The organism is Acidicapsa ligni (genome assembly GCF_025685655.1).
Classification (GTDB): Bacteria; Acidobacteriota; Terriglobia; order Terriglobales; family Acidobacteriaceae; genus Acidicapsa; species Acidicapsa ligni.
Genome location: NZ_JAGSYG010000007.1, coordinates 119,145 through 131,540 on the forward strand (window position 1 = coordinate 119,145; position 12,396 = coordinate 131,540).

Below are 12,396 nucleotides of genomic sequence, written 5' to 3' on the forward strand. Positions count from 1 at the left end.
ATGCTGCGTATCTCGAAAGCACTTTCCGCGTCCCAAGCGCAGACCTACCATGCCAGCGAGTTTACCTCGCCCGATCAGAGCTATTGGAGCCGTAGGCAGGAAGTTCCGGGGGAGTGGCAAGGCCAGCTTGCGGAGCGGTTCGATCTCTCCGGCCCCGTCGGTGCGGAAGAGTTCGCCCGGCTCTCCGAGGGGCAGCATCCGCTTACCGGCGACCAGCTCGTGCAGCACCGGCAGGCTTACGAGTACCAGAGCGCGGACGGGAAAACGATCAAGTCCGTCGAGCACCGCGCCGGTTGGGATGCGACGTTCTCTGCGCCGAAATCCATCTCGCTGACCGCTCTTGTGGGCGGTGACGACCGCATACGGGAGGCGCACCGTCAGGCCGTGACCACGGCTTTGACGGAGTTGGAACGGTATACGCAGGCGCGCATCGGCGGCAACAATCCGGCAGAGACGACCGGGCAATTCGTCGCGGCGAAGTTCGAGCATGACACCGCCCGTCCCGTCGATGGCTACGCCGCGCCGCAGCTCCACACCCACGCCGTCATCTTCAATGTCACCGAGCGCGGGGACGGACAGACCCGCGCATTGCAGGAGCGCAGCCTGTTCGACTCCCAGCAGTTTGCGACCGCCGTGTATCAATCCGAGCTGACCTATCGGCTCCGCAATCTCGGTTACGAGATTGAGGCTGGTCGCAGCGGAGCGCCGGAGATTAGGGGATATACCCAGGAGTACCTTGACGCCTCCAGCCAGCGCAGCCAGCAGATACGCGACCGCATGGAGCAGAGCGGCTTTCGCGGCCATGAAGCCGCCGAGATTGCCGCCCATTCCACCCGCGACAAGAAGCTGATTCAATCGCCTGCCGAGGTGCTGGCCGCGCATCGCCAGCTTGCCGCCGAGTTCGGCAACCAGGCGGATCGCATCGTTGCCGAGGCGCGGGAGCGGAGCCAGGGACAGGCCGCAGAGCGAGTTCCTGAGAGAACGCAGCAGGCCGCGCGGGAGGCCGTCACTTTCGCCCGCGACCGCAGCTTCGAGCGCGAGGCCGTCACCGACGAACGCGACCTCTTCCGCGATGCCTTGCGGCGCGGCATGAGTGAAACCACCTACGCGGAGGTACGCGCCAGCTTCGCGGCGCGGGTCGCCTCCGGCGAGTTTCAAGTCATGCCGGGGCAGAAGCACGATACGGGCCGCCAGTTTACGACCGCAGAAACCATCCACGCCGAACGCGAAGTAATGGGGCACATGGCGCAGGGACAGAATCGGGCCGCGCCGATCATGCCCATTCAGGATGCCGTGGCCCTCACACAAACACGCCAGCAGCTCAATTCCGCGCAACGCGCAGCCATCGAACAAATTCTCACCTCCCGCGATACCGTGCAGGGATTGCAGGGGCGGGCGGGCGTCGGGAAGTCCACGGCCTTAACGAGTGTCCGCGAGGGCGCGGAACAACACGGCTATGCGGTCGAAGGCTTCGCGCCGACCTCCCGCGCCGCACATCAGCTCCGCGACGCTGGCATCTCCGCCGACACCTTACAGGGTTTCCTTGCCCGCCCCGTCCAGCCGGACGGCAGGCGTCACCTCTATATGCTCGATGAGTCGAGCCTTGCCAGCACGAAACAGATGCGGGACTTCCTCCACAAGATCACCCCCGAGGACCGCGTGTTGCTCATCGGCGATACCCGCCAGCATCAGGGCGTCGAGGCCGGGAAGCCCTTCGAGCAGTTGGTGCAGGCCGGGATGAAGACCGCCGAGCTTGACCAGATCGTGCGCCAGAAGGATGCCGAACTGCGGCGGGCGGTTGAACATCTGTCCCGTGGCGAAGTCGCCGAGGGCGTCGCGCTGTTGGAGCAACAGGGCCGGGTGACGGAGATTGCCGACCCGCAAAAGCGTATCGCCGCGATTGCCCGCAGTTACGCCGACAACCCGGACAACACCCTCGTCGTCTCGCCCGACAATGCTTCGCGCCGCGCCATCAATCAGGCCGTCCGCGCCGAGTTGCAGGCCCTCGGTGTGGTCGAGACGGAGGACCACGCCTTCCGCGTGCTCGCTACGCGCTCCGACATGACCGGCGCGGATCGCACCTGGGCAGCCCGTTATAACGTGGGCGATGTGTTGCGCTACCAGCGCGGCAGCAAAGACCTCGGCATCGAGAGACAGAGCTACGCGCAGGTGGTCGCCGTCGAACCCAAAGAGAACCTACTGACCGTGGAGAAACCCGATGGCGAACGCGTCACCTACAATCCCGCCCGGCTTCACGGCATCAGCGCCTACCGCGAGATCGAGCGGGAGTTTGCCGTAGGTGATCGACTACAGTTCACTGCATCGCAGCGAGAGCTTGGCGTCGCCAACCGCGACCTCGGCACCATCGAGTACATCGGCCAGGATGGGCAGCTTGCTGTCCACATCGGTAACGGCAAGACGATTACATTTAACGCCCACGAGATGCAGCACTTCGACCACGGCTATGCTGTCACCAGTCACAGTTCCCAAGGACTTACAGCGGATCGCGTCCTTGTAAACATCGACACTAGGACACATCCTGACTTAATCAACAGTCGCTTCGCCTATGTCTCTATTTCTCGTGCATCTCAGGACACGCAAATCTTTACTAATATCGCATCCTCTCTGGCCGAGAATCTCAGTCACTCTGTCAATAAGACTTCGGCAGTCACAATCGAGCCGACACTTGGGCTGTGATAACGCTAGGCTCGCAACAGAGCTTCGTCTTTATGAAGTTGCGTAAATTTCTGATCCGAAGTTCGGTAATAGGCACAGTGTTGCCAATCGTTCCGCCGTCTTCTGTCACTGGATAATATGGGCTTATGATTCGCTAGAGAGTTTCAGGTTCGAGATCCAGCTCGTGTTGCTGCGTAGCGCGCGGAGCTGCTAGGACTAAACGATCCAAAATCCCGACGAGCGGGTTTGAAACCACATTCCGGATGATTCCGGAGGCTTTTATCTCTGTAGAACAGCTTGAGCATGGTCTGATCGCCTGAGGGGTATGAGCGCCGAGGCCACGGTCAAATTGATCGCTTCCACATGCCGGACAGCTTAGCGATTTGACTCGATCTTTGAGAGAAGGAAGGGCTGTCTGTGCCATCAGAACGCGTACCATTACAGGATCCAAGGTGACGCCGTCGATTATCACCTCGGAGTATGTTTCATCGATTGTTGCCGAGGCACCCAACTCAGAGAATGCATGAACATGGATTCCGTCTTCCTCGGTCGCTTCGCCCGTCCAAAGAAACGACGGATTGGTGCCCCAAATTTGGAGACCTCCCGGATAATCTTCCTGACGAATGTTCAGAGGGCGGTTTGGCGATATGGGCGGCTTTGACGAAACCTGACATGCTTCGCGTATCCCGCAAATCGGATTTCCGACCCCTTTTTGGAAGTCCTGGAAGTGCTGTCCGCAGTTTGAACAAAGATGTCGGCGATGCGGATGAACGCTAAAGAAGTCTTTGTCGAGGTGTAAATGGCCGCAGTAAGTGCAGGCAATCCGGGACATTTGATATTGGAAAACAGAAGAGACCATGTAATAGATCGCCTCAAGCTCCGAGATCACGATTCCCGGTTCCTCCAGATGCTTGCCGATGACGCGAAGGCGACGGTAGCTTTGATCGATACTCTTCGACCCGCCTTTAGCTGGGCGAGCGTGAACGTGAATACCGCGGTCGATACCAAATTCGGTGGTGTCATATACAGGCGGCACGGCACCCCATAGTGCGATTCCACCCGGGTAAAGGTCGAGGTCCAAGGTAAAGATTTCGCCATCATCTGTCGTGACGGTTTGGTGACGCTTGCACTGTTCCGCAGGGACGCCATATTTCGCGGTTGCGTCTGCCTTGTGCGTTAGACACCAATATCGCGTTCCTCCGTCCCGTCGTCGTCCGACAGAAACGATATTGCAAGTGGTAGGGTCTGTGATCGTCGGAACAACAGACGTGTCAGTTTGGAAAAGCGACTTCTGCCGAGAACCCTGGATCAGCGAATAGTCATTCATCGTTCCTTCTCCTAATGACAAGAAAACGCGTACGGAGTGATCCTAGTTGGGAGTTCCTTTGATAGTCTTCAGCCACTCTCTCAGGCGATAGATCTGATCTTCCTGGAGACGCGATCCCCACCGTCCGACCACTTCAACCGGCGAAGATCCCTTTTTCTGCATGATCTCTTGAAGAACATCAAGGGTTTCGTTCCTGCCTCTGAGAATTTCGTCCGGTTGATCGAGTGCCAAGAGATTCCGCCCGACAACGTAGTTCACGATTCGTCTATCGAAGGAATTGTGATCGTCCAAAGAATGCTGCGATCCTTTGTCATCCACGATGATGTTCCCTGTGAGTTGTCCATCATCGCGTTGCCGGAGCCGGAGTTCTGGAAATTGCTTGTATGCATCGAGGGCGGGAATCTTCGCATCGATCTCGAAGCCCCCCATAACGAATTGATTCGCCTGGGGAATCTTGCCGGAGATCACGAAAATGTGATCGCCTTCCTTCAGTTGCCTTCTCACATCGGGCCGACAGGCGCCCAGAGTCGGGTTAGCGCCCAAATATGGGTCTTTGACGTGTTTCCCAAGCTGGGGATCATATCCGGAACGGGTGATGAAGATTTTACCGATCATTGCTAAATATCCTCCGCAAATTTCCAGTCCAACTTCTGTTTAAGAGCATTTCCTTGGTGTCTCTGAAGGATGCCGTCATGCTGTAAGCGACCTACAACGATGCCCGGTCCGACTCCAATATTTTCCGCAAAGTCATGGATAGCTTCATTTGTGAACTTGTTTTGTCGGATGAACGCGCCTAACTCGGCAGGCGGCACCAACACATCGGAAGAGAACTGATCGGCTTCCGCTTCAAAAGCTCTCATCTCGGGGTCGATGAAACGATCGCTCAAATCTTCGGAGTTATCAATGACAAAAGACCGTTTCTGTCGATGGAGTAACACATGTCCGAGTTCGTGAAAGAAAGTGAACCAAAGTTGATCATCTGTCTTGTAGCGAAGTGTCAAGCCAATGAGTGCGCGTTTCGGTGATGTCCATCGCGCGCATCCGCTAATGCCAGTTCCTTTGAGCGCTGGCACCCATACAACTGCAACTCCGGCTGCGGCACAAACTTGTTGAACCGGGTCCATGATGCTCTCAGCCGTCATGAGTGTAAGAGTCCGCAAATAACCAAGTGAGCCTAAGAGCCGGTCTTCATCAAAGTCCGCAAGGGACAAACCCCGGGCTACTAGTTCCACCTCACGAACCCATGCGGCGGTGGCTTCCTCTCTGGCTGAGAAAGACTGGGTCTGTCTATAGGCGACGGCTGACGCTTTCCACACTCTCTCCCAGGTATCAGGCGAGGACACCCCGAAGAAGTTGAGAAGCGTTTCAGCATCCGATCTGCCACTGGCAAGAGTGTAGTTGAGCTTCCGCATTTCCTTTAGTGGGAAATGGAGTACCCACTCTTGCCAATTAGAAGTCCGGGCCAGCTCTTTGGCACGAGCCTCGAACTCGTCGTAGTTTCTCTGCAACCCAAGCCAAAAATGTGCCGGGCGCTGCAGCACGCGCTCGAAGGTTAGCGCCGTGGCCGGAGAGATAGGAGCCTTCCCATTGCAGATTTCGCTTACGGTTTTTGGAGTGAGGCCAGTCCGCCTCGCAAGGTCACTTTGTGACCATCCATACGCTTCCAAATATTCGGTGACGTTTTCCCCCGGATGAGGAACGGCGTTCACTTGTACTTCTTCATTCAAAAAACTATTCATGGGTATCCTCGATCGACAAAAGGTTGATTTTCGTGATCAAGCTCCATCGTTCTTGCTCGTTCGAGCGGTCTTGCGGGGGCTTCTCATCGACAGGCGCAAACACGAGGCGGTACGGCTGCTTCAGGTCGACCGTGAACTTACCTAAGTCAGCCCCTTGCAGTTCATGGCACCGCTCAGGTGGCGTCTTCGGCGGCCAGAAATCTGCGAGAGATGTGGCTGCCTTCAAAGCTGCAACCCGTAGAGATAGCTTCTTTGCCATGTCGACGCCAAGCTGCTTTTGAGCGGTGGCTTCGTCCTCTACAGCCTTTCGCAGCTTATTATCACTGACCGTAACGACCATTATGTCCCCAATGGGTAAAACATGAATTGAATCATTCATTACCAAAATGGTAACACATGCCACCTGGCTGTCAAGTTTATATCCGCTCCCGCGTTGCCTGAATATTTTGCGAAAGGCCACCCGTAATTACGGCGAACGAGTAGGATTTCGGATATGGCTACTAAAAAACAATACATAGTTCAACAGTCGAATGCGGGCGGGTTCGAGGTCAAGGCTAAGGGCGGGGCCAAGGCAAGCGCGATCTTACCAACACAGCACGAGGCCGAGAAGCGAGCCGAAGAGTTGAACCCAAACAACCGTCCAAACGTAAGGCGCGTTCGTAATACAGGCGTGGGTCGTCCTGGGGAGTTTCGTCCAGAGGATTCTTAGGCTGAAATCTGCACATCGGTATAAGGTGTGACAAGCTCTAATGGAAGTCATGGGATTGAATGTCAAGCTGTCCTTGCGCCTGCTTGCCATTCAACAAAATTGCGAGTCGAGTTGCTTTCACATGGACGACACCGCCGTCGTTCTGCAATGGCCCTTCCACCCAGAGAAACTTGCTTCTCCGGACGAGCTTTTCGTTCTGCTCGTACAGATCGGGACTCACGATGACATTCGAGATGCCGGTCTCGTCTTGCATAGACAGGAAGATGAAACCCTTGGCCGTTCCCGGACGCTGACGCGCAATGACGCAACCCGCCGTCCGCACAAATGTTCCGCCGCGACAGTTCTGCAAGTCTCGGGAGGATAGAACTCCCATCGCTTGCATCTCGCCGCGCCGATGGTACATGGGATGCTTATCAATGGAGAGTCCAGTCCCGGCGTAGTCCGCGACCAGGCGCTCGTTTGTGTCCATCTGATAAAGCGGCGAGGATGGATCTTCCTCGTGCAGCCACTCGCTCTGCTGGCGGAGCAGCGGCCCCTCTCGCTTCGCGGCTCGTGTAACTTGCCAGAGTGCATCGCGTCGATGTGCGACCTTCGAGAGTTTGTTGAGCGCCCCGATCTCCGCCAACAGCTCCAGCTCCGCGCCGTTCAACGATGGAACCCGTAGCGCGAGGTCTTCGGTCGTATGGAAGAAACCACCCCGCTCCCGTGACACGATCAATGTCTCCGCAGCGCGACTCCGAAGTCCCGTGGCATAACGCAGGCCCAGGCGCATCGAGAGTCTGCCGTCGCTTTCGTGTTCGAGTGTGCAGTTCCAATCGGAGGTCTGTACGTCGATGGCTTTGACCTGCAGGCCCTTAAGCTGCGCGTCCTTCACCAACACATCCGGCGAATAAAAACCCATCGGTTGATTGTTGAGCATGGCACAGGTGAACTCCGCCAGATGCCGCACCTTGAGGTACGCCGACGCATAAGCGAGCAGAGCGAAGCTGGCAGCATGGGATTCAGGAAAGCCATAGAGCGCGAAGGAGCTAATCTGCTGCACAATCTCATCCTGCGTCGCCACAGCGATCTTATTGACCGTCATCCCCGCGCGCAGCTTTGCTTCGAGGTTCTTCATGCGCTCCCAAGAGCGGCGCATTCCCACAGCTCGACGCAGCTCGTCCGCCTCCGCGCCGGAGAAGTTTGCCGCCACCATTGCGATGCGGAGAAGCTGTTCCTGAAAGAGCGGAACGCCGAGCGTTCGCTTTAGCGTGGATTCCAACATCGGATGCGGATAGGTGATGGCCTGCTTTCCTTGCCGCCGGTCGAGATACGGATTCGTCATGTTACCGACGATGGGGCCGGGGCGGATAATCGCAACCTGCACCACAAGGTCATAGAAGACACGCGGGCAATTCTTCGGCAAGGACGCCATCTGTGCCCGGCTTTCAATTTGAAACATCCCGACGGTCTCGGCCTTTTGCAGCACCTTGTACACCTCATCGTCGTGCGGCATCTGCGCCAGATCGACCCTGACGCCGGTGTGTTGCGCGATGAGTTTTTCGGTATCTTCGAGAACCGCCATCATCCCGAGGCCAAGCAGGTCCACCTTGATGATGCCAAGGTCGGCGCAGTCTTCCTTGTCCCACTGGACGACAGTACGGCCCGGCATCGAGGCCCGCTCCACTGGAACAATCTGGTTTAACTGTCCCTGGCAGATCACCATGCCCCCGGAGTGTTGCCCGAGATGGCGCGGGTAGTTCTGAATCCGCATACAGAGGTCTAGAAACTTCGCGTGTGGCGCATGGCGCAGATCGAGGCCGGCGTTCTTAAACTGGTGCGCCATCGTATCGTTCTCGCCCTTCCACTCCCAGTTGCCGACGAAGTTGGAGGGATTGTCCAAAAACTCCTCGTCATACCCCAGTGCCTTACCCACGTCACGCACCGCAGACTTGGGCCGATAGGTGATGACGTTCGCGGTCATGGCCGCGCCCAACTCGCCATAGCGTTGATACACATACTGAATCGCTTGCTCCCGCTTAGTATCGGAGGGAAGATCGAGGTCGATGTCCGGCCACTCGCCCCGGCTGTCGCTGAGGAAGCGTTCAAACAGCAGCTCCATGCCCACGGGGTCGACAGCGGTGATTTCGAGCGCATAGCAGACAGCCGAGTTCGCCGCGCTGCCTCGTCCTTGAATCAGAATGTCGTTGCCCTTGCAGAACCGCACGATGTCCCAGACGATGAGAAAGTAGCCCGCGAAGCCCAGCTTGGCGATCAAAGCCAGCTCGTGATCCACCTGTTTCTTTGCTCGCTCCATCAGGCCAGGATCGTTCTTCGGCCCATAACGTCGCTGGACACCTTCCTCCGTCCGCTTGCGGAGAAAGCTGTCCATCGTCTCGCCATCCGGGACGGGATAGAGCGGAAACTGATAGCCGAGATCGCCAAGCGTGAAACCTAAACGGGAGGAAAGTTCGACGCTGTTCGCGGTCGCTGTCGAAATGTCCCGAAAGAGTGCCGCCATCTCACGCGGCGAACGCAGATGGCGCTTGCTGTTGAGGGAGAGAAGCCTGCCGGCTTCATCGAGTGTGGTGTGATGCCGGATGGCCGTGAAGACATCCAGAATCTCGCGGTCATACTGCTTCGCGTAGCGCACACCATTGGTTGCGAGCACCGGCAAATGCAGCGACCGCGCGATACGAAGCGCAGCCTGGTTGCGCCACTCTTCCTCCCGCTCCTGATGACGTTGCAGCTCCACATAGACATGCTTCGGCCCGAAGATGTCTACCAACTTCTCCACCGTCTTGCGGCCTTCCTCTTCGCCGCCCCGCACCAGAGCAGCCGCGAGCGGGCCTTCGTCGCCACCTGTCAGGCAGACTAAGCCGGAAGCGTATTGTTCAAGATCATCGAAGGTCGCCACGCCTTCACTCTTTTCCGTCTCCCTCATCTTGAACTGCGTAATGAGTCGGCAAAGGTTCTGATAGCCTTCGCGGGACTCACAGAGCAACGGCAACCGAGCAGATTCTTTTAACTCTGGATGCGGCAGCCAACATGGAGGCGCGAGGCGCGAGCCGAAGCTCGATACGGCAATCTCCGCGCCGATGTGGGCGGCCATCTTGTTTCGTTGCGCGCTGGTATGGAAGCGCGCCGACCCATACACGCCGTTGCGGTCGAGCAACGCCATAGCGCCCATCTCCAGATGCGCGGCGCACTCCACCAGGCTCTCCGGCAGCGATCCACCTTCGAGGAACGAGAAGGCGCTGGCCGCGTGCAGCTCGATATACCCGTCAATCATAGAGCGCCGTCACCTGCCAGATGTCTTCGAGGCGATCCCGCATCAGACAGCAACAAAGAGCGCCATTCGGAGCGCGCGCGATTAATTCCCACTGCTCCTGCCCCCACAGAGAAGCGTTCCACCAGTCACCTCCCATGAGCCACGGGCCATAGGCACGCTCTACGGTGTATCGCTGTCCCCGAAAGTAGAACTGTGTTGGCCGTCGCCCCTCCAGCGTGACCGTGACCGTCTCCGCTGGCCGTAACTGCCGCACGGTCGCCAGCAACCGCGTAGACGGTGGAGCGTTCGACATTCCCGAAGGCACCGCGAACGGCTCTACGCGAAAGCCTTCCGGCGCGTGGGTGTTCTGCAACACGGCGCGGCCCACGCAGTCATCGCCCACGATGGCGCGGATGCGAGCCAGGGTCACATCAAGACGCGCCGGTTCCGGCAGTTGCGGTGAAAAAAGGCCGAGTTGCACCTTGCTGGTATTGCCTGGCTCGGCCTGCAACGTCAGGGCGAGAATCGCCGCCGACGGCGGATGTGCTTCCAGATCGAGGTGCAGCAGCTTAAGCCACAATGCTTTGTCGTTGCTTGGCAAGGCGGGCCGCACGGTACGCACATGCGTTGCGCCTCCGTCGAGAAACAGCGTCACCGTCACGGTCGCCAGTGCGAAGATGCGCGCCTTGGCCCGTGCGATGAGTTGGTCGAGCAGAACAGCGATGACAAAGAGCAAGGCTTCGAGGTCTTCCAAAGGCGCATCGAGTTCCATGCGCTCCTCCAGCACGAAGACCGGCTCGATGGGCTGGAAGAGATGCGGTAGCTCCCCAAGTGCGAGTTGCCGGAGCCGCTTGCCTGCCTGTCCCATGCGAGCAATCAGGTCTTTCTCCGGCAATGCCGCCAACATGCCCAGGGTGCGGATACCCCAATGCGTGAAGGTGGCAGCCTGTCTCTCGGTGAGGTCGAGCACAGTGAGCGGCAGTGCCGCCAATGTGCGGCCTTCCTCTCCGGCTTGTATCACCCGGAGAGAGACACGCGGCGGAAGTCCTTTGGCAAGACACGCCGCCGCATGGAGGTTCGCGCTCACCGTAACGCAGGCGACGATGCCGAGCGCCTTGGCTCGCTCCAACAGCGTTCGCGCCAGCATCTCGGGCGTCCCAAACAGATGCGTCGTTCCCGCAATGTCGATGGCGCAGAGCATCGCGGTATCCCCACTACGATCTTCGACACGCGGCGAGAAGCCGCCCGCGCATTCGAGCACGACGGCCCGCGCTTCTGCCTCGGTCGTTTGCGACCGTGAGAGCACGGCGGCATCGCGGTACAGATCGACCTCCGCCGCACTTATGCCGTACTTCAGTCCCAGGAAGCGCGCCCTCGCGTTGAGAGCGCAGACGAATTGTGTCGGACGCTCGCCCTCCATCACCACGCACGGCTTTTCATGTAGCTCTGGCCGCAACCGCAAAAGGGCCTGCGCAGGAAACTCCCGCGCATAGAGGCACGCATAGAGTTCGACAGGCGCGGTCATCTCCGCCCTGCCCATGCCGTGCGGCTCTGCCAGCAGGCGGTACGGACGTTCTGCGGCCCTTTGCGCAGTGGAATGACATTCGTCGGTGCGAAGCGTTGCCGCACCACCTCCACCTTTGGCTGGAATCCTGTGAAGACGGTCGTCTCTTCATGGAGCACATCTGCCGCATGAAAGTGCAACAGCAGTTCGGCGCTGCTCTTAGCGCAAGAGTGTTGTGTCAACAGAAGGATGCTTGATTGGGTCCGCTCCGCAGCGACGCGATAGCGATGCCAATGACTCAGCGGGACACGCAAGGCATTGTCCCCTGCGATTCCTGCCATATCGAGCACGATGGCGCTGAAACCGCCGCCTTGCAGGAGCAGGTCCGTGGCGCGCAGGCCGTCGGCGATCCGCGACCAGGGCTTTTCAGGATGTACAGGACGCTTGCCGGAGATGGAAATCGTTTGATGCGTGGGCGCGAAGGTCTCCAGTTTCTTCGGTGCGCGGCGTTGCGGCTCCGCGCAGCGGGGAGCCAACAACTCGCCGACTGCCTGCGATAGTCCGTTGGCTTCGCTGCGCGGGTGCGGGCCGAAGCCGCCACCATGCAAACCTTGCTTCGCTGGGGTAGGCAACAGGTATCTTTCAGGAAGCGCAAAGCTCCGGCTCTTTCGCTCTTTGCTCCTGTGCGTCACGCCGCAACGTACCCACAGCAGCCGCTCCAGATCGACGCCCACCGCTGCCGCAGACGACGGATCGAGAGCGTTCGATACATCAATCCACGCGCAGACCTTGCCCGCTTGTGTGAGGCGAGCGACGAAGGACAGAGCCGCCGAAGTTCTGCCCGAACATTCCGGCCCGGTCAGCTCACTCACCGCACCCACCGGCAAACCGCCTTGCAACATCTCATCCAGCGACGCAATTCCGGTCGCCGACACTGGCCGGATCATTCGTGGCAGGGGTGTCAGCGCCGAGGGAATCCTTTGTGCGAGAGCGCTTTCGATCTGGAGCCGGATTGCGATGGCGGAAGACATAAGCTTATTCGCCTTATATTCGCCTATCGCTGCTCACAACCGCAAGCGGCCAGCGCCTCCCAAATTGAGGAATTCTTGACAAGAATATGGAAACAGATGACTTATGCATGATGTAGAAATATTATCTTCGCAATACTTCGCAATACATTGATAAAGTTTT

General features: G+C 58.4%; 9 protein-coding genes. 2 read left to right on the top strand and 7 right to left on the bottom strand.

The window, feature by feature from the left end:
* Positions 1-2,697, top strand: a complete 2,697-nt coding sequence (gene mobF / locus OHL19_RS20215; protein ID WP_263359645.1) for a MobF family relaxase — start codon at positions 1-3, stop codon at positions 2,695-2,697.
* 133 nt (positions 2,698-2,830) lie between these two features.
* Here mobF and OHL19_RS20220 read toward each other — a convergent pair whose 3' ends face one another.
* From OHL19_RS20220 to OHL19_RS20235, 4 genes are read right to left on the bottom strand one after another with little or no spacing between them, the layout of a single operon-like run.
* Positions 2,831-4,003, bottom strand: a complete 1,173-nt coding sequence (locus OHL19_RS20220) for a hypothetical protein (protein WP_263359646.1) — start codon at positions 4,001-4,003, stop codon at positions 2,831-2,833.
* Between the two features lie 42 nt (positions 4,004-4,045).
* Positions 4,046-4,618 (bottom strand): hypothetical protein, encoded by a 573-nt coding sequence (locus OHL19_RS20225; protein ID WP_263359647.1) that lies wholly within the window; start codon positions 4,616-4,618, stop codon positions 4,046-4,048.
* Between the two features lie 2 nt (positions 4,619-4,620).
* Complete coding sequence (locus OHL19_RS20230) at positions 4,621-5,742, bottom strand: HigA family addiction module antitoxin (RefSeq protein WP_263359648.1); 1,122 nt, start codon at positions 5,740-5,742, stop codon at positions 4,621-4,623.
* Entirely contained in the window at positions 5,735-6,121 is a 387-nt protein-coding gene (locus tag OHL19_RS20235; RefSeq protein ID WP_263359649.1) for a hypothetical protein, read from the bottom strand. The genes OHL19_RS20230 and OHL19_RS20235 overlap by 8 nt, the downstream gene beginning before the upstream one ends.
* Positions 6,122-6,235: 114 nt before the next feature.
* Between OHL19_RS20235 and OHL19_RS20240 the strand changes: the two genes are divergently transcribed.
* Positions 6,236-6,451, top strand: coding sequence for a DUF2188 domain-containing protein (locus OHL19_RS20240; RefSeq protein WP_263359650.1), 216 nt, complete (start codon positions 6,236-6,238; stop codon positions 6,449-6,451).
* Between the two features lie 37 nt (positions 6,452-6,488).
* Here OHL19_RS20240 and OHL19_RS20245 read toward each other — a convergent pair whose 3' ends face one another.
* The 3 genes from OHL19_RS20245 to OHL19_RS20255 are packed head-to-tail and all read right to left on the bottom strand — an operon-like array spanning position 6,489 to position 12,236.
* Positions 6,489-9,722, bottom strand: coding sequence for an error-prone DNA polymerase (locus OHL19_RS20245; RefSeq protein WP_263359651.1), 3,234 nt, complete (start codon positions 9,720-9,722; stop codon positions 6,489-6,491).
* The gene (locus tag OHL19_RS20250) at positions 9,715-11,226 is read right to left on the bottom strand and encodes a DNA polymerase Y family protein (RefSeq protein WP_263359652.1); all 1,512 of its coding nucleotides are present in this window, start codon (positions 11,224-11,226) and stop codon (positions 9,715-9,717) included. The genes OHL19_RS20245 and OHL19_RS20250 overlap by 8 nt, the downstream gene beginning before the upstream one ends.
* Positions 11,223-12,236 carry a DNA recombination/repair protein RecA gene (locus tag OHL19_RS20255; RefSeq protein WP_263359653.1) on the bottom strand — a complete coding sequence of 338 codons (1,014 nt, stop codon included), beginning with the start codon at positions 12,234-12,236 and terminating at the stop codon, positions 11,223-11,225. Before OHL19_RS20255 ends, OHL19_RS20250 begins: the two co-directional genes overlap by 4 nt.
* Between the last annotated feature and the right edge of the window lie 160 nt (positions 12,237-12,396).